Origin of the sequence: Noviherbaspirillum sp. (assembly GCF_035654295.1) — a bacterium.
In the GTDB taxonomy this organism is placed as follows: Bacteria; Pseudomonadota; Gammaproteobacteria; order Burkholderiales; family Burkholderiaceae_D; genus Noviherbaspirillum.
The window spans coordinates 1-18,061 of record NZ_DASRXF010000160.1; the positions used below are offsets into that span (position 1 = coordinate 1).

Sequence of the window (18,061 nt, forward strand, 5' to 3'; positions counted from 1 at the left end):
CGATGGACAGTTTCTTGTGATAGCAAAAGTGCGGAATGTAGGTGCCAAGCTTGTTGGCAGCGTCCATCACCATGCTGCCTTCCTGGACCTCCACCTTTTTGCCGTCAATTTCGATTTCAACCATGGCTTTTTGCCTAAGTATTGTTTGGCGCGCAATGCGCGCCTTGTCAGATCAATGAGTGGCGTGAAATGCGCCTCACATCAAACGTATGCGGGGACGATGCAGCGCTTGTGTTCGATGTGGTATTCGAATTCGTCGCGGAAGTTCTTCACGAATGCGCGAACCGGCATCGCGGCGGCGTCGCCCAGTGCGCAGATGGTGCGTCCCTGGATGTTGTCGGCGATCGAGTTCAGCATGTCGAGGTCGTCCGCCCTGCCCTTGCCGTGCTCGATGCGATGGACCATGCGGTACAACCAGCCGGTGCCTTCGCGGCAAGGCGTGCACTGGCCGCAGGACTCTTCATAGTAGAAGTACGACAGGCGCAGCAGCGACTTCACCATGCAGCGGGTTTCGTCCATCACGATCACCGCCCCGGAGCCGAGCATCGAGCCTGCCTTGGCGATGGAGTCATAGTCCATGTCGGTGTTCATCATGACTTCGCCGGTCAGTACAGGCATCGACGAACCGCCGGGGATGACGGCCTTGATCTTCTTGCCGTCGCGCATGCCGCCCGCGAGTTCGAGCAGCTTGGCAAACGGCGTACCGAGCGGCACTTCATAGTTGCCCGGGCGCGCCACGTCGCCGGACATGGAGAAGATCTTGGTGCCGCCGTTGTTCGGCTTGCCCAGTGCAGCATACGCTTCGCCGCCCATGCGCATGATGAACGGCACGGCTGCAAAGGTTTCCGTGTTGTTGATCGTGGTCGGCTTGCCGTACAGGCCGAAGCTGGCCGGGAACGGAGGCTTGAAGCGCGGCTGTCCCTTCTTGCCTTCCAGCGATTCGAGCAACGCGGTCTCTTCGCCGCAGATGTAGGCGCCGTAACCATGGAATGCGTGCAGCTGGAAGCTGAACTCGCTGCCCATGATGTTGTTGCCCAGGAAGCCGGCGGCACGCGCCTCTTCCAGCGCCTCCTCGAAACGCTCGTACTCGGCCCAGATCTCACCGTGGATGTAGTTGTAGCCCACGGTGATGCCCATCGCGTAAGCACCGATGGCCATGCCTTCGATGAGCGCGTGCGGGTTGTAGCGAATGATGTCGCGGTCCTTGAATGTGCCCGGCTCGCCTTCGTCGGTATTGCAGACGAGGTACTTCTGGCCAGGGAACTGGCGCGGCATGAAGCTCCACTTCAGGCCGGTCGGGAAACCCGCGCCGCCGCGTCCGCGCAGCGAGGAAGTCTTCAGCTCGGCAATCACCTGTTCCGGCGGGATCTTCTCGCTCAGGATGCGCTTCAATGCTTCGTAGCCGCCTCGCTTGACGTAGTCGGCGAGATGCCAGTTGCTGCCATCCAGCCCGGCAAGGATCAGCGGGTTGATATGACGATCGTGCAGGCAGGTCATTTCTTCAGTTCCTCCACCAGCGCGTCGATCTTTTCCTTCGACATGTGGCTGCACATGCGCTTGTTATTGACCAGCATGACCGGCGCGTCGCCGCAGGCGCCCATGCACTCGCCTTCGATCAGCGTAAACTGGCCGTCCGCGGTGGTTTCCTTGTAGTCGACGCCAAGCTTTTCTTTCAGGTAGTGCGCAGCGCGCTCGCCGCCCGACAGGGCGCAAGGCAGATTCGTGCACACCGAAATCTTGTGCTTGCCGACCGGCTTGGTGTTGTACATGTTGTAGAAGGTCGCCACTTCCTGCACGGCGATCGGCGCCATGCCGATGTAATCGGCAACATCCTTCATCACTTCCGGCGACAGCCAGCCCGTTTCATTCTGGGCGATAGCCAGTGCCGCCATCACGGCGGACTGCCTCTGGTCGGCGGGGAATTTCGCGAGTTCGCGATCGATTTTCTTGTACGCTTCTTGACTTAACAGCATGATGTCAGCCATTCGTGCGCGATGGTGTCGCGCGGGTTATCGGTCAATCTCACCGAACACAATGTCTTGCGTGCCGATGATCGTCACTGCGTCGGCGATCATATGGCCCTTTGCCATCTCATCCAGGCCCTGCAGGTGTGCAAAGCCGGGAGCACGGATCTTCATCCGGTACGGCTTGTTGGCGCCGTCCGAAATCAGGTAGACGCCGAACTCGCCCTTCGGATGTTCGATGCCGACGTAGGCCTCGCCTTCCGGCACATGGAAGCCTTCGGAGAAGAGCTTGAAGTGGTGGATCAGCTCTTCCATGTTGGACTTCATGTTCACGCGGGACGGCGGGGCAACCTTGTGGTTGTCGGTCATCACCGGGCCCGGATTGTTGCGCAGCCATTCGACGCACTGCTTGATGATGCGGTTGGACTGGCGCATCTCTTCGATACGCACCAGGTAGCGGTCGTAGCTGTCGCCGTTGACGCCGACCGGGATGTCGAAGTCGAGCAGGTCGTACACTTCGTACGGCTGATTCTTGCGCAGGTCCCATTCGACGCCGGAGCCGCGCAGCATCGGGCCGGTGAAGCCCATGGCCTTGGCGCGCTCGGGCGTCACGACGCCGATACCGACGAGGCGCTGCTTCCAGATACGGTTGTCGGTCAGCAGGGTTTCGTACTCGTCGACGTAGCCCGGGAAGCGGTTGGTGAAGTCCTCGATGAAGTCCAGCAGAGAGCCCTGGCGGTTTTCATTGAGCTGCTTGATCGCTTTCTCGTTGCGGATCACGGAAGCCTTGTATTGCGGCATGGTGTTCGGCAGGTCGCGATAGACACCGCCCGGACGGTAGTACGCCGCATGCATGCGGGCGCCGGAGACGGCTTCGTACATGTCCATCAGGTCTTCGCGCTCGCGGAAGGCGTACAGGAACACCGCCATTGCGCCGACGTCGAGGCCGTGCGCGCCGATCCACAGCAGGTGGTTCAGCAGACGGGTGATCTCGTCGAACATCACGCGGATGTACTGCGCGCGCAGCGGCACCTCGATGCCGAGCAGCTTCTCGATCGTCAGCACATAGCCGTGCTCGTTGCACATCATCGACACGTAGTCGAGACGGTCCATGTAAGGTACCGACTGCAGGAAGGTCTTCTGCTCGGCCAGCTTTTCGGTGGCGCGGTGCAGGAGGCCGATGTGCGGGTCGGCACGCTGGATCACTTCGCCGTCCAGCTCGAGCACGAGGCGCAGCACGCCGTGCGCTGCCGGGTGCTGCGGACCGAAGTTCAGGGTGTAATTCTTGATTTCAGCCATTATTTCATCCCGTATTTTTCTTCGCGGATGACACGCGGAGTAATTTCGCGCGGCTCGATCGTCACGGGTTGGTAAATCACGCGTTTCTGCTCGGGGTCGTAGCGCATCTCGACGTAGCCCGAAACCGGGAAGTCCTTGCGGAATGGATGCCCGATGAAGCCGTAGTCCGTGAGAATGCGGCGCAGGTCGTTGTGACCTTCGAAGAGGAGGCCAAAGAGGTCGAACGCTTCGCGCTCGTACCAGTTGGCAGAGGGCCAGATGTCTGTGACAGACGCGACGACCGGAAGTTCATCGTCGGGCGCAAAAACGCGCACGCGCACACGCCAGTTATGAATCACCGACAGCAGGTGCGAGACGGCGGCGAAGCGCGGGCCGTCCCATGTGCCGTCGCCGTACGTCGAGTAATCCACGCCGCAGAGGTCGATCAGTTCGTCGAAACGCAGGTCCGCGTGATCGCGGAGCACGCGCATCACCGACAGGTAGTCGGCATGGCCGACGACTATCGTCACTTCGCCCAACGCAACTTTCAGACTCCGGATCTGGTCGCCCAGCACATTGCGGAGGGCGGCCTCGAGGGTTTCAATTTTCGTCGTCATATTCTTCTAAGCGCCCTCTCAGCGTGCGATCGTGTTGGTGCGCTTGATCTTGTTCTGCAGCTGCATGATGCCGTACAGGAGCGCCTCCGCCGTGGGAGGGCATCCGGGAACGTACACATCGACCGGCACGATGCGGTCGCAGCCGCGGACAACCGAGTAGGAATAGTGGTAGTAGCCGCCGCCGTTGGCGCAGGTGCCCATCGAGATCACCCAGCGCGGCTCGGCCATCTGGTCGTACACCTTGCGCAGTGCCGGCGCCATCTTGTTGCACAGCGTGCCGGCAACGATCATCACGTCGGACTGGCGCGGGGACGGACGGAACACGATCCCGAAACGGTCGAGGTCGTAGCGCGAAGCGCCCGCGTGCATCATCTCGACCGCACAGCAGGCCAGGCCGAAGGTCATCGGCCACAGCGAACCGGTACGCGTCCAGTTGATCAGCTTGTCGGCCGTCGTCGTGACGAAACCTTCGTTCAATACACCTTCAATAGACATGTCTTACTCCCAATCCAGAGCGCCCTTCTTCCAGATGTACCAGAAGCCCACCACGAATTCGGCGATGAACACCATCATCGTGAGGAAGCCCTGCCAGCCGAGCTCGCGCGCTGCGACGCCCCACGGGAAGAAGAATGCGGTTTCCAGATCGAACAAAATGAACAGGATGGCGACGAGGTAGTAGCGCACGTCGAACTTCATGCGCGCATCTTCGAACGCCTCGAAGCCGCACTCGTAAGGCGAAAGCTTTTCGACGTCCGGCTTGTGCGGCGCAAGTACGCGGCCGAGAACCTGGGGAACGACACCGACCGCGATGCCAACGAGAATAAAGAGAAGTATGGGGAAGTAGTTTTCGAGGTTCACGATGCGGGCCTAGTTGAATGATTTGCAAATCAAACCAAGATTCCTCGATAAAAAGCCAGCTTGGGTATTCCCCTCGCTGGCCTTATTTGTTGGTGCCGACGGCGAGACTCGAACTCGCACAGCTTTCGCCACTACCCCCTCAAGATAGCGTGTCTACCAATTTCACCACGTCGGCTAAAGACTCATATTTTAACCTGCTTTAGAGCGTTTGTTCAACGCACAATTGCCTTACATCAAGACGCTGACCATTTATTTTGGTATCTGGTTCGCCTGTCCGCCACCTTCTGCCGGTGCAGGCGCCGGTGCAGCGGGTGCAGTGGCAGCCGGAGCCGGGGCAGCAGGCGCGTTCACTGCCGGAGCGGCGGGCAGGTTTTCCATGACGCCGCCGCTGGCCGGGGCGCGTTTGTTGCCAACGAAGGCAAGTGCGAGCGTCGCAGCAAAGAAGACCGCTGCCGCAATCGCCGTAGACTTCGACAAGAAGTTCGACGAACCGGTTGCACCAAACAGGCTGCCCGAGGCACCGGATCCGAAGGCCGCGCCCATGTCGGCCCCCTTCCCGTGCTGCAGGAGAACCAGAGCGATGATCGCGAGGGCAGACAGCACCTGGACCACGACGATGAATGTGAACATTGCGTTCATTGCATGCTTTCCAATCTAAGGTTAATTCGTCTCGGCGACGTTATGCGGCGCGGATGATTGCCAGGAAGTCGGCAGCCTTGAGCGATGCGCCGCCGATCAGGCCGCCGTCGATGTCCGCCATCGCAAGCAGCTCGGCCGCGTTGTCCGGCTTCATGCTGCCGCCGTACAGGATTTGGACAGACTCGGCTGCCGCGGGGTTCTTCGCACGCAGCTTTTGGCGAAGCATGGCGTGCACATCCTGTGCCATCTGCGGGGTCGCCGTTTTCCCGGTTCCGATCGCCCACACCGGCTCGTAGGCGACAACGATCTTTGCCACATCGCCTGCATCGAGCGCAGCCAGGACTGCATCGAGCTGTGCACCGACAACCTCGTCGGTCTTGCCGGATTCGCGCTGCTCGAGCGACTCGCCAACGCAGACGATCGGCGTGAGGCCACTCTTGAGCGCCCTCACCGCCTTCGCGGCAACGAGCTCATCGCTTTCGCCGTGGTAGGTACGGCGCTCGGAGTGCCCGACGATGACATGACTGCATCCAAAATCGGCAAGCATTGCCGCAGCAACCTCGCCCGTATAGGCGCCCGACTCATGCACGGAAAGATCCTGCCCGCCCCACACGACGGCGCTGCCGGCCAGCAAGGCCTGGCATTGCGCGAAGTAAGGCGCGGGAACACAGACTGCGACTGAACATGACGGCTGACCCAGAGTGCCCTTGATTTCGTTCAGGAGGGCGGTGTTGGCAGCCAGGCTGCCGTTCATCTTCCAGTTACCGGCAATAAGTTTGCGTCGCATATGGGCTCTGAGTTTGCAATAACCCTTTATTTTAGCGCGTCGCGTCTATGCCGGTCAAACCGGGCGCGCTTTTGCTCGCGCGTTCCGGCTAGCTCACCTCGAGGACGATTTTTCCGATGTGGGTGCTGGCCTCCATCAAGGTATGGGCCTGGACTGCTTCTTCAAGCGGGAAGACCTTGAAAATCACGGGTTTCACACGCTTGGCCTCGAGCAGGGGCCACACGTGCTCCCGCAGTTTCCCGGCAATGTCGGCCTTGAACGCAACCGAACGGGGCCGTAGCGTGGAGCCGGTGATGGTGAGGCGCCGGCGAAGGACCTGCCCCAGGTCGACGGTTGCCTTCGAGCCGCCGAGCAATGCGATGACGGCAAGACGGCCGTCGTCAGCAAGGCAATTGATCTCGCGTGGCACATAGTCGCCGCCGACCATGTCGAGGATGACATCGACGCCCTTGCCCGCGGTCTCGCTCTTCACAACCTCGACGAAATCCTCGCTCCGGTAGTTGATCGCGCGCGATGCGCCAAGCGCTTCGCAGGCACGGCACTTCTCGTCGCTGCCGGCAGTCGCGAACACGCGGTGTCCGAAGGCTGCTGCAATCTGGATGGCCGTCACACCGATTCCCGATGTACCGCCCTGCACCAGGATAGTCTCGTCGCCGGACAAGCGAGCGCGATCGAAGACATTGCTCCACACGGTGAAAAAGGTTTCCGGAAGCGACGCAGCCTCGACCGCACTCAGGCCGGCCGGGACGGGAAGGCATTGCATGGCCGGCGCCGCGCAATACTCCGCGTAGCCGCCGCCCTGCACCAGGGCGCAGACAAGGTCACCCTTCTTAAGCGCCGTTCCGGACAAGTCGCCGTCGACGATCTCTCCAGCCACCTCGAGTCCGGGCAAGTCCGAAGCGCCCGGCGGCACCGGGTAGTGCCCGAGGCGCTGGATGACGTCGGGCCGGTTGACGCCGGCAGCGTGCACCTTGATCAGCACCTCTCCTGGCTTGAGTTCCGGCTGCGGCCTCTCGCACAACCTCAGAACATCGGGCGGTCCCGGTCGGGTGATTTCGATTGCTCTCATGTTTGAACTCCTCCTATGGCAGAGCGACATTTTACGCCAGGCCGCGATGACAACTTTTCATCGCTTCGGAAGCCATCCACGAGGAGAGTTGAGGAGGCGCAACATCATTTGCTGCGCTTGGGAAAGAATGTCCTGATTCGCCGACGGCACGGGCATGCCGGAATGTAACAAACCGATATGCCAAAGTTACAAAGTCATGGGAACTAAACAAGCCGATCCATTTCCAACGAGCAATAAGATTTCGTTCGGGCAAAATCATGCAATCGAATACCGGCAAGCCACAGGGAAAGCGCAACGCGGGAAAGGCGCAAACGCTCTCCGCACTGAACAAGCGTCTCAGTCTCGCGCTGGAGGGCTCTGGACAGATTGCGTTCGACTGGAGCATCCCGAACGACTGCCTGCATTTCAGCGGGACGCTCGCCGGAAATCTCAAGGCACTGATGCTCGATACGTCCAAGACCTGGCGTTCGAGCGCACTTCCGGCCATCATCCACCGAGACGATCTCGCCTCCTTCCGCAGCAGGCTGCACGAAGCGCTCAAAGGCAACGGCAACGATCAAAGCACCTCCTACCGCGCCGAGGTGCGCATCAAGGACAGTGTGCGCGGCTGGCGCTGGGTCTGCATCACCGGAAGGATTACGCAGCGGCACAGCGCGGGCCGCGCGCTTCGCATGGCCGGCACCTTCTCGGACATCGATGAGCGCAAGAAGGCGGAGGCACGCGTCTCCCGCTTGCGCGACCTCTACGCCGCCCTCAGCCAGACCAACCAGGCCATCGTCCGCGCGACGGACCTCGATACCCTGTTCAGGGACGTCTGCCGCATCGCCGTCGAGCACGGGAGGTTCGAACTGGCGTGGATCGGCCAGGTCGACGACGCCAACGGATGCATCACACCCTGCGCCGCCCACGGACGCTTGCCCGCACATTTCATGGATAACCGGATCCCGCTCGATGCAGCGTCCCCACCGCATCACCGCGTTGTCGCAACGGCAGGTCGCGAAGGTCATCCCGACATCTGCAACGACCTCGACCTCATGCCGGCGGGACGCAACAGCGTAGACAGCGGGCAAGGATCCATCGCGAGCTTTCCATTCACGCGCGAAGGGAAAACCGCGGGCACGCTAAACCTCTACTCGTCCACAGCCCGCTTCTTCGACGATCAACTGATCGATCTGCTCTCGGAAATGAGCCGCGATATTTCGTTTGCCGTCGACAACTTCGCGCGCGAATCGCAGCGCAAGGCAATGGAAGCGGCCCTGATCGAGAGCGAACAGTTCAAGAGCGCCATCCTCACGGCGGCACTGGACTGTATCGTCACGATCGACGAAAGCGGAACGATCATCAGCTTCAATCACGCGGCCGAGCAGACCTTCGGACGCAAGAGCGACGATGTGCTGGGCAAGAACCTTGCCGATCTCATCATTCCGCCCCAGTGGCGCGCAAGGCATCGCCAGGGCGTGGAGCGATTCCTGTCGACCGGAGAAAGCTTCCTGCTCAACCGGCGCATCGAACTCACCGCCATGCGCGCGGACGGCGGCACCTTCCCCGTAGAACTTGCCGTCGTGCCCCTGCGCGTGCGCGGCGAACGCATGTATACGGCATTCATTCGCGACATCTCGGAGGTAAAGCGGAGCCAGGCCATCCTGAAGGACAGTGCGATCCGGTATCGCCAGCTTGTCGAACTGTCGCCGGAAGCGACCTTCGTCTACCAGGACGGGAAAATCATGCTGTTCAACCAGGCAGCGAGCAGGCTGCTCGGCGTGCGCGACCCGGAAGACTTGCTGGGGAGGAGCATCTTCGATTTCGTGCACCCGGACTGCCACGCCGTTTTCGAAGAGCGTGGCCGCCTGCGGCCGCATGAGGCGCAACCGATGCCTTTCGTCGAGCAGAAATGGCTGCGCCAGGACGGCAGCATCGTCCCGGTCGAAATCGGGGCCACCAACCTGATGTACAACGACATGCCGTCCGTACAAGTCGTCGTCCGCGACATCACTGAAAGAAAACGCGCCGAAGCGCTGCAACTGGGACAGAACCATGTGCTCAACATGGTGGCGACCGGCGTCGCCCTGCCGGAAATCCTCAGCGCCATTGCGCGCTTCGTCGAGAGCCAGTCCGGGGAAGCGCTGTGCGCGATTCTCCCATTGTCAAACGACGGCATCAGCTTGCAGGAGAAGGTCGCGCCCTGCCTGCCGGCGGAATGCATCGATACGATCGGTGATGTGACCGTGGCTTGCTACGGCACGGCCACTGCGTCGGCGACGAACCGTCCCGAGCCACTGGTGGTCAGCGATATCGCAACGGACCCGCGCTGGGAAGGCAAGCGTGACGCCGCGCTCGAACACGGGCTGAGGTCCTGTGTCCTGTGGCCGATTCAAGGCAAGCACAAGAAGGTGCTCGGCACTTTCGCGCTGTACTTCCGCACACCGCGGGCGGCTGCGGAAAAGGATATGCGCCTGTGCGAAATCTGCGCGAATCTCGCCGGCATCGCGATCGAGAGCCGGGCATCCGAAGAAAAGATCCGCTACCTTGCCCATTATGACGGGCTCACCTCGCTCCCCAACCGGTTCCTCTTCAAGGAATACCTCGACCTGGCGTTGCGCAGCGCACGCCGGCATGGGAACAAGTTTGCCGTCCTGTTCCTGGATCTGGACAAGTTCAAGGAAATCAATGACACGCTGGGGCACGATGCGGGCGATATCGTCCTCTGCGAGATTGCTTCGCGCTTGCGGAATTGCCTGCGGCATACCGACAAGATCGCGCGCATGGGCGGCGACGAATTCTATGTCCTGATCGAAGACCTGGACGATGGCCGTTATGCGGCGGATATCGCCCAGAAACTCCTCGAAGCCGCTTCGCGTCCGGTCGACGTGGGAGGCAAAGAATGCCGGTTGAGCGTCAGCATCGGCATCGCCATTTTCCCCAATGACGGCAATGACGGAGCGACCCTCCTGAAGAATGCCGACAAGGCCATGTACAAGGCGAAGGACATGGGAAAGAACGGCTTCCAGGCCTGCTCCACCCTCGATTCCCGCGGCACCGACATGCTGCCGCCATGGCCTTCGATGCAGGCAGTCCAGCACGCGCTGCTGAGCTGACCGCCCGCCCATAAAAAAACCGCCCGGCCAATGGATGGCTCGGGCGGCTTTCTCGCTGCGGCGCTGCCGCAGCTCCTGCGATTACTGCTGTTGCTGTTGCTGCTGCACTGCGGCGCCTTCTTCCGCAGCAGCTGCCTTCATCGACAGCTTGAGACGGCCGCGATCGTCTGTCTCGAGGACCTTCACGCGCACCTGCTGGCCTTCCTTCAGGTAGTCCGCCACTGCGTTGACGCGCTCATTGGCGATCTGGCTGATGTGCAGCAGGCCGTCCTTGCCCGGCATGACCTGGACGATGGCACCGAAGTCGAGCAACTTGAGGACCGTGCCGTCGTAGGTCTTGCCCACTTCAACGGATGCGGTCAGCTCTTCGATGCGGCGCTTGGCTTCCTGGCCGGCAGCGGCATCGACGGACGCGATGGTGACCACGCCTTCGTCGGTGATGTCGATCTGCGTGCCGGTCTCTTCGGTCAGCGCGCGGATCACCGCACCACCCTTGCCGATCACGTCGCGGATCTTTTCCGGATTGATCTTGATGGTGATCAGACGCGGCGCGAAGTCGGACAGCTCGGCCTTGCCAGCCGGCATGGCTTCCTGCATCTTCGCCAGGATGTGCATGCGGCCTTCCTTGGCCTGCGCCAGCGCGACCTGCATGATTTCCTTGGTGATGCCCTGGATCTTGATGTCCATCTGCAGGGCGGTCACGCCGAGTGCCGTGCCGGCCACCTTGAAGTCCATGTCGCCGAGGTGATCTTCGTCGCCCAGGATGTCGGTCAGGACCGCGAACTTGTTCGATTCCTTGATCAGACCCATCGCGATGCCGGCGACGTGCGCCTTGATCGGCACGCCTGCATCCATCAGCGCCAGGCAGCCGCCGCAGACGGAAGCCATCGAGGACGAACCGTTGGACTCGGTGATCTCGGATACCAGGCGGACGGAGTAGCTGAACTCTTCCGGAGCCGGCAGAACCGCTTGCAGCGCACGCTTGGCAAGGCGGCCGTGGCCGATTTCGCGGCGCTTCGGCGAGCCGACGCGGCCGGTTTCGCCGGTGGCGAACGGCGGCATGTTGTAGTGGAGCATGAAGCGGTCGGAATACTCGCCCATGAGCGCGTCGATCTTCTGCTCGTCGCGCGCGGTGCCGAGGGTCGCCACCACGAGCGCCTGCGTTTCACCACGGGTGAACAGCGCCGAACCGTGCGTGCGCGGAAGCACGCTGTTGCGAATGGTGATCGGTCGAACGGTACGGGTATCGCGGCCGTCGATGCGCGGTTCGCCTTCCAGGATCTGCGAACGGACGATCTTTGCCTCGAGTTCGAACAGGATGTTGCCGACTTCGACGGAGTCCGGCGCGGACGCGCCCGCTGCCTCGGCTTCTGCGGCAAGCGCCGCAGTCACTTCGGAGGACACATTGTTCAGCTTCGCGGTACGCGCCTGCTTGTCCTTGGTCTGGTATGCCTCGCGCAGCTTGCCTTCGGCCAGTTGCGTCACGCGAGCGATCAGCGCCTCGTTCTTAGCCGGCGGCGCCCATTCGACTTCCGGCTTGCCGCCGTCGCGCACGAGCTCATGGATCGCATCGATCACCACTTTCATCTGCTCGTGGCCATAGACCACGGCACCCAGCATCACTTCCTCGGACAGCTGGTCGGCTTCGGATTCCACCATCAGCACCGCTTGCTCGGTACCGGCCACGACCAGGTCGAGCTGGGACTTGTCCATCTGCGACGTCGTCGGATTCAGCACGTACTGGCCGTCGATGTAGCCGACGCGGGCAGCGCCGAGCGGGCCGTTGAACGGAATGCCGGCGACGCAGATCGCGGCGGAAGCACCGATCATGGAGGCGATGTCGGGATCGATTTCCGGGTTGACGGACAGGACATGGATGATGACCTGCACTTCATTCATGTAACCATCCGGGAACAGCGGGCGGATCGGACGGTCGATCAGGCGCGAGGTCAGGGTTTCCTTTTCGGACGGGCGGCCTTCGCGCTTGAAGAAGCCGCCGGGGATGCGGCCTGCCGCGTAGCTCTTCTCGACATAGTCGACAGTCAGCGGGAAGAAGTCCTGACCGGGCTTGACGTCCTTCTTGGCGACCACGGTTGCCAGCACCACGGTATCTTCGATCGAGACGACCACAGCGCCGGATGCCTGGCGGGCGATCTCGCCGGTTTCCAGTGTGACGGTATGCTGGCCGTACTGGAAGGTCTTGGTAACTTTATTGAACACGGTGTTTCCTTTCTATTTTTGCCGACAGATTTTCAGGCGCTGTCGTTCACCTCACCACGGATGACGAACCAGGATTGGCCGCCACCTATACTGCCGAATTACTGCTGAATTACTGCCGAATTACTGCTGAACCGCACTCGACTACAAACTGCCAAATGACAAAATGCCTGCATCAGAGACTGACGCAGGCATTTTTTCTATAAACCGGGCGACGGCGCAACGAATTACTTGCGCAGGCCGAGTTTTTCAATCAGGGCGCGGTAACGGTTTGCGTCTTTGCCCTTCAGGTAGGACAGCAGGCGCTTGCGGCGGTTAACCATCATGATCAGGCCGCGGCGGGAGTGGTGATCCTTGGCGTGGGCCTTGAAGTGGTTGTTGAGCTCGTTGATACGGGCGGTCAGCAGTGCGACTTGCACTTCCGGGGAGCCGGTGTCGTTCGTGCCGCGGGCGTTATCCGCGATGATCGCGGCCTTGTTGATGTTTTCTACGGACATGATTACCTTTCACATGCGGTGTACGGAGTCGCGACCCCAAGCACCGTGAACAATTGACAAAAAACCTTGGTCAAATCGACCAAGAGGCGCAGTATAAAGGAAATGGGTCGATTATTCAAATACTTAAGCATTTCCGGACAGGCTTTCGAACCCGCCTTGCACACCCGGAAAGCATTGCTCAGAACATGAAACCGTCATCGAGATTGATCATTCTTGCCAGCGCCGTCTTCCTGTCGGCGTGCGCCACAATGTTTCCCCAAGCGGTAGCCGTCGGGGACTCGGAAGCCGATGTCATCGCCAGGCGCGGACAGCCGACATATCGCTACCAGGACGGCAAGGACCGCCTGCTCGAATACAAAATGGGTCCCTGGGGCCAGAGGACGTACATGGCCCGCATCGGCCCGGATGGCCGTGTTGTTTCATTTGAACAAGTTTTGACGACGCAGAAGTTCGCCACGATCAAGGTCGGCGAGGCCACGAAGAATGACGTCCTCAAGACCATCGGCGGGCCATCCGAAACCTCTTACCTTCCCTTGCGGGACCTGGAAGTCTGGTCATATCCGTATAAGGAAGCGGACGTATGGAACTCGCTGATGCACGTTCATTTCGACCGCTCGGGCGTCGTGCAGCAAATGATGAACGGTCCTGACCCGCGCTTTGATCCGGACAGGAGATTTCCCTTCAGCATGATGCGATAGCCGAAAATAGAAAAAGCGCCTGAATTCCAGGCGCTTTCCGCTTCAGCCGATCGGGTTCAAAGCTGGGGATTGAGCTTGTCCACCTTCGAGTGCAGCTTGTTCAGGGCCGAGAGGTAAGCCTTGGCCGAGGCAACCACGATATCCGGGTCCGCGCCGACGCCGTTCACGATACGGCCGGCTTTCGACAGGCGCATCGTCACTTCGCCCTGCGACTGGGTGCCGGTTGTAATCGCATTGACCGAAAAGAGCAGCAATTCCGAACCGCTCTTGGCTTCCGACTCGATTGCATTTACGGTCGCATCGACCGGGCCGTTGCCCTGCCCTTCGCAGGCGAGCTCCTTCCCGTCCATCGTGAAGACGACGCGTGCCTTCGGGCGCTCGCCCGTCTCGGAATGCTGGCACAGCGACACGAAGCGGTAGTACTCGTTGTCGTGCGAGTGCTGCTCGTCCGATACCAGGGCAATGATGTCCTCGTCGAAAATCTCGGCCTTGCGATCGGCGAGTTCCTTGAAGCGGGCGAAAGCCGCATTCACTTCGGACTCGGAATCGAGCTCGATGCCAAGCTCTTCGAGGCGCTGCTTGAATGCATTGCGCCCTGACAGCTTGCCGAGGACGATCTTGTTGGCGGTCCAGCCCACATCTTCCGCGCGCATGATTTCATAGGTGTCGCGCGCCTTGAGCACGCCGTCCTGGTGAATGCCGGAGGCATGCGCGAAGGCGTTCGCGCCCACGACCGCCTTGTTCGGCTGGACCGCGAAACCCGTGACCTGGGAGACGAGTTTCGATGCCGGGACGATCTGTGTCGTGTCGATGCCGAGCTCGAGATTGAAGTAATCCTTCCTGGTCTTCACCGCCATCACGACTTCTTCCAGCGAAGTATTGCCGGCACGTTCGCCCAGCCCATTGATCGTGCACTCGATCTGGCGTGCGCCGCCGATCATGATGCCGGCCAGCGAATTCGCCACCGCCATGCCGAGGTCATTATGGCAATGTACGGACCAGACTGCCTTGTCCGAATTCGGAATGCGCTCGCGCAGGGTCTTGATCATGTTGCCGTACAACTCCGGCACGCCGTAGCCGACGGTATCGGCGAAATTGATGGTGGTTGCACCCTCATTGATCACGGTCTCGATGACGCGGCAGAGGAAATCGATATCGGAGCGGCTGCCGTCTTCCGGGCTGAACTCGACGTCGTCGGTAAACCCGCGCGCAAATCGTACCGCCTGTTTGGCCTGTTCAAGAACCTGTTCCGGCGACATGCGCAGCTTCTTTTCCATGTGGAGCGGCGAGGTGGCGATGAAGGTATGAATACGTTTGCGGGCGGCCGGTGCGAGCGCTTCGGCGGCGCGGGAAATATCGCGGTCGTTGGCACGCGAAAGGGAGCAGACGGTGGAATCCTTGATGATGCCCGCGATTGCCCTGATCGACTCGAAGTCGCCCGGGGAAGCAGCAGCGAAACCGGCTTCGATCACGTCCACACGCAGGCGCTCCAGCTGCTTCGCGATGCGGATTTTTTCATCCTTGGTCATCGAGGCGCCCGGCGATTGCTCGCCGTCACGTAAGGTGGTGTCGAAAATGATCAATTTGTCGGCCATGCTGCTCTCCTTGGGAAAATCGGTAAACGAGTTTGTTGGATGGTTCCTTGCCTGCCCTTGTCAGAGTCGACATGAGCGAGGCACTACACGAATTGTGGGGATGGGGGATTTAGCGCGCGTTAACGCACTAGTAGGAACAGCGGCAGCAGCAGGCCCGGCAGGAAGCTGCTGAAAGATGCGGATGCGGAAATGTGGATTTCGCGGAACATGCGGAAAACTATAAGCGGAATCCCGAAAAAGTGCAACACGCCGGTAAAAACGCGGAATTTTGGCGATTTTACCGGCATGCCGTGACAGGATCAGTCCTTGCCGTCGTGGTTTTCATGCTCCGAGGTCTGCACGATACTCACCGGCTTTCCCTTCGCCAGGCGCCAGAAAAAGATGGCGTAACCGGAGAGGCCGTACAGCACGAACATGCCGAACAACACCTTCGGCGGATCGCTCGAAATGAGCACGAAGATCAGGACGATCAGGAAGATCGCGATGAAAGGCACCGACTTGCGGAAATTGATTTCCTTGAAGCTGTAGAACGGAACGTTGGTGACCATCGTGAGGCCGGCGTAGAGGGTGATTGCCCATGCATACCAGCTCAGGCTCTGCCCCTCGTATCCAAGGTCGTGCATCAGCCAGATGAAGCCGGTGACAAGCGCGGCCGCGGCCGGGCTGGGCAGGCCCTGGAAATAGCGCTTGTCGACCACGCCGATGTTGGTATTGAAACGCGCCAGGCGGAGCGCGGCGCCGGCGCAATAGACGAACGCCGCCAGCCAGCCCCACTTGCCCAATCCGCGCAGCGACCACTCGTAGACGACCAGAGCGGGCGCGGCGCCGAATGACAACATGTCGGACAGGCTGTCGTACTGCGCACCGAACTCGCTCTGGGTGTTGGTCAGGCGTGCCACGCGGCCGTCGACGCTGTCGAGGAGCATGGCGGCGAAGATGGCGACTGCCGCATAGTCGTATTTCAGGTTCATCGCCATCACGATGGCGAAGAATCCGGCGAACAGGTTTGCCGTCGTAAAGGCGTTCGGCAACAGATAGATGCCTCGCCGGCGCAACGTGGGCCCGGCGGGCGCCTCGCCGGCTTCAATCTGGGCCTGGTGGATAGCACGCTTGTTCCAACGTCCTGCCTTGAGCACTGCGCCGGTATTCGACTTCGATTTGCGGCGGTTGAAGGTGGCCATTCAAAATCCGTTTCACTTGTTTGCCAATATGAAGAGCGTGGCTATTCTAGACGACCGGGCAACAAATGTAACCCTCCGGTACGGCACCGTTCACCCTACCTGAAGCGCACCTTCCCGACCACCCGCGTTCCAAGCGTCGTCTCGCCGGGCTCGAAACTCGGCTCTTCGACCTGCATCGCTTCCATCGGCGCGCCGCGCATCGCCTTCGCCGCCGGTGCCGCGTCTTGCGCATAAGCGCCGGATGCTTCGAAGTCGACCGTCTCGAGGACAGCATCGGACGGATTCCTGCCCATCGCCTTCGCTACCGCCGCCAAGCGATCGGTGAGATTGCGATACGCGGCGGCGATCCGCTGCTCCTCCAGTTTCCTGCTGGTGGCCTCGGTCAATCCGAAATGCAGGCTGTTGAGCGCAAGGATGCGTTGCGCAGCCGCAATCGTCTTCGGTAACCCGGCAAGATTGGGTGTCGTGATTTCGAGATACTGGCCGACGCGCCATCCCACGGGTTGCCGGTTACGATTGCCCTGCCTGGGCTGCACCGGCTCTTCGTTATACACCGGATACGTGTAGTAACCGCGCGTCTTGAGAACCGCCTGCGGATCTTCCTTGCGGACGATCTCGGTGCCCTGTTTCATTTTCAGGTTGACGCGGGATGCAGCGGTCGCCTTGTCCTTGTCCTGCTCCTCGATCATCAGCGTCGCGCGCGCCTCGTCGTTCGCCTGCCGCACCTCGCCGTACGCAGGCAAGATGACAAGGGTGCCACCGTTCTGGGCGGTAGTTTGGGCGTGGGCAGCGGCAGTGCCGCCGAGGGCTGCGGCGATCATGAGTCCAGCAAGAAAACGTGCCATTCAATTCTCCAAAAAAAATGGGGCGGCACCTCTCGGTACGCCCCATTCATTTTACTCAAGCCCGGCAATCTTAACGATTGCCAAAGGTTTCCGATCAGTTCTTGGACTGGTCAACCAGCTTGTTCTTCTTGATCCACGGCATCATCGCGCGCAGCTTCTCGCCAACCTGCTCGATCTGATGCTCGGAGGTCAGGCGGCGGCGGGAAATCAGGGTCGGCGCGCCGGCCTTGTTTTCCAGAATGAAGCTCTTTGCGTATTCACCGGTCTGGATGTCCTTCAGGCACTGACGCATGGCGTTCTTGGTGTCTTCGGTGACGATGCGCGGGCCGGTGACGTACTCGCCGTACTCTGCATTGTTGGAGATCGAGTAGTTCATGTTGCCGATGCCGCCTTCGTAGATCAGGTCGACGATCAGCTTCAGTTCGTGCAGGCACTCGAAGTACGCCATTTCAGGCGCGTAGCCGGCTTCCACCAGGGTCTCAAAACCAGCCTTGATCAGTTCGACCGTACCGCCGCAGAGAACAGCCTGCTCGCCGAACAGGTCGGTTTCGGTTTCTTCGCGGAAGTTGGTCTCGATGATGCCGGCACGGCCGCCGCCGTTCGCCATTGCATAGGACAGGGCGATGTCGCGGGCGCTGCCGGACTTGTCCTGGTACACGGCGACCAGGTGCGGCACGCCGCCGCCTTGCGCGTAGGTACCGCGGACGGTGTGGCCCGGCGC

Annotated in this window: 18 protein-coding genes and 1 tRNA gene; 2 read left to right on the top strand and 17 right to left on the bottom strand. The window is 60.7% G+C overall.

Annotation, left to right across the window (positions count from 1 at the left end; all coding sequences use genetic code 11):
- The 11 genes from VFF99_RS15700 to VFF99_RS15750 all read right to left on the bottom strand — a co-directional run.
- The coding region (locus tag VFF99_RS15700) for a 2Fe-2S iron-sulfur cluster-binding protein (RefSeq protein WP_325019548.1) at positions 1–124 on the bottom strand (124 nt) is incomplete at its 3' end.
- Positions 125–201: 77 nt separating this feature from the next.
- Positions 202–1,497, bottom strand: coding sequence for an NADH-quinone oxidoreductase subunit NuoF (gene nuoF, locus VFF99_RS15705; RefSeq protein ID WP_325019516.1), 1,296 nt, complete (start codon positions 1,495–1,497; stop codon positions 202–204).
- Positions 1,494–1,985 carry an NADH-quinone oxidoreductase subunit NuoE gene (gene nuoE / locus VFF99_RS15710; RefSeq protein ID WP_325019518.1) on the bottom strand — a complete coding sequence of 164 codons (492 nt, stop codon included), beginning with the start codon at positions 1,983–1,985 and terminating at the stop codon, positions 1,494–1,496. Before nuoE ends, nuoF begins: the two co-directional genes overlap by 4 nt.
- Positions 1,986–2,009: 24 nt before the next feature.
- A complete protein-coding gene (locus tag VFF99_RS15715; protein ID WP_325019520.1) occupies positions 2,010–3,263 on the bottom strand; it encodes an NADH-quinone oxidoreductase subunit D in 1,254 nt (417 codons plus the stop codon).
- Positions 3,263–3,859 (bottom strand): NADH-quinone oxidoreductase subunit C, encoded by a 597-nt coding sequence (locus tag VFF99_RS15720; protein ID WP_325019522.1) that lies wholly within the window; start codon positions 3,857–3,859, stop codon positions 3,263–3,265. Before VFF99_RS15720 ends, VFF99_RS15715 begins: the two co-directional genes overlap by 1 nt.
- Positions 3,860–3,877: 18 nt before the next feature.
- On the bottom strand, positions 3,878–4,354 hold the full coding sequence (locus VFF99_RS15725) for a NuoB/complex I 20 kDa subunit family protein (protein WP_163963476.1): 477 nt from the start codon (positions 4,352–4,354) through the stop codon (positions 3,878–3,880).
- 3 nt (positions 4,355–4,357) lie between these two features.
- A complete protein-coding gene (locus VFF99_RS15730; protein ID WP_325019526.1) occupies positions 4,358–4,717 on the bottom strand; it encodes an NADH-quinone oxidoreductase subunit A in 360 nt (119 codons plus the stop codon).
- 90 nt (positions 4,718–4,807) lie between these two features.
- Positions 4,808–4,892, bottom strand: a tRNA-Leu gene (locus tag VFF99_RS15735).
- Positions 4,893–4,966: 74 nt separating this feature from the next.
- The gene (gene secG, locus VFF99_RS15740; protein ID WP_325019528.1) at positions 4,967–5,356 is read right to left on the bottom strand and encodes a preprotein translocase subunit SecG; all 390 of its coding nucleotides are present in this window, start codon (positions 5,354–5,356) and stop codon (positions 4,967–4,969) included.
- 40 nt (positions 5,357–5,396) lie between these two features.
- Positions 5,397–6,143: a triose-phosphate isomerase gene (tpiA, locus tag VFF99_RS15745; RefSeq protein WP_325019530.1), complete on the bottom strand. Its 747-nt coding sequence runs from the start codon at positions 6,141–6,143 to the stop codon at positions 5,397–5,399.
- An 88-nt stretch (positions 6,144–6,231) separates the two neighbouring features.
- Positions 6,232–7,212, bottom strand: coding sequence for an NAD(P)H-quinone oxidoreductase (locus tag VFF99_RS15750; RefSeq protein ID WP_325019531.1), 981 nt, complete (start codon positions 7,210–7,212; stop codon positions 6,232–6,234).
- A 257-nt stretch (positions 7,213–7,469) separates the two neighbouring features.
- Between VFF99_RS15750 and VFF99_RS15755 the strand changes: the two genes are divergently transcribed.
- Entirely contained in the window at positions 7,470–10,307 is a 2,838-nt protein-coding gene (locus VFF99_RS15755; protein WP_325019533.1) for a diguanylate cyclase domain-containing protein, read from the top strand.
- 81 nt (positions 10,308–10,388) lie between these two features.
- Here VFF99_RS15755 and pnp read toward each other — a convergent pair whose 3' ends face one another.
- Positions 10,389–12,527, bottom strand: a complete 2,139-nt coding sequence (gene pnp, locus VFF99_RS15760) for a polyribonucleotide nucleotidyltransferase (protein WP_325019535.1) — start codon at positions 12,525–12,527, stop codon at positions 10,389–10,391.
- Positions 12,528–12,751: 224 nt separating this feature from the next.
- Positions 12,752–13,021 (bottom strand): 30S ribosomal protein S15, encoded by a 270-nt coding sequence (gene rpsO, locus VFF99_RS15765; RefSeq protein ID WP_325019537.1) that lies wholly within the window; start codon positions 13,019–13,021, stop codon positions 12,752–12,754.
- Positions 13,022–13,074: 53 nt separating this feature from the next.
- Between rpsO and VFF99_RS15770 the strand changes: the two genes are divergently transcribed.
- On the top strand, positions 13,075–13,719 hold the full coding sequence (locus tag VFF99_RS15770; RefSeq protein WP_325019539.1) for a hypothetical protein: 645 nt from the start codon (positions 13,075–13,077) through the stop codon (positions 13,717–13,719).
- Positions 13,720–13,775: 56 nt separating this feature from the next.
- Here the strand turns inward: VFF99_RS15770 and VFF99_RS15775 are convergent, their stop codons facing one another.
- From VFF99_RS15775 to ilvC, 4 genes are all read right to left on the bottom strand, one after another.
- Complete coding sequence (locus tag VFF99_RS15775; RefSeq protein ID WP_325019541.1) at positions 13,776–15,314, bottom strand: 2-isopropylmalate synthase; 1,539 nt, start codon at positions 15,312–15,314, stop codon at positions 13,776–13,778.
- Positions 15,315–15,613: 299 nt separating this feature from the next.
- Complete coding sequence (gene pssA, locus VFF99_RS15780) at positions 15,614–16,495, bottom strand: CDP-diacylglycerol--serine O-phosphatidyltransferase (protein ID WP_325019543.1); 882 nt, start codon at positions 16,493–16,495, stop codon at positions 15,614–15,616.
- Positions 16,496–16,590: 95 nt separating this feature from the next.
- A complete protein-coding gene (locus tag VFF99_RS15785; RefSeq protein WP_325019545.1) occupies positions 16,591–17,340 on the bottom strand; it encodes an SIMPL domain-containing protein in 750 nt (249 codons plus the stop codon).
- Between the two features lie 94 nt (positions 17,341–17,434).
- Positions 17,435–18,061 (bottom strand): ketol-acid reductoisomerase (gene ilvC / locus VFF99_RS15790; RefSeq protein ID WP_325019546.1); only part of this gene is annotated, 627 nt, incomplete at its 5' end.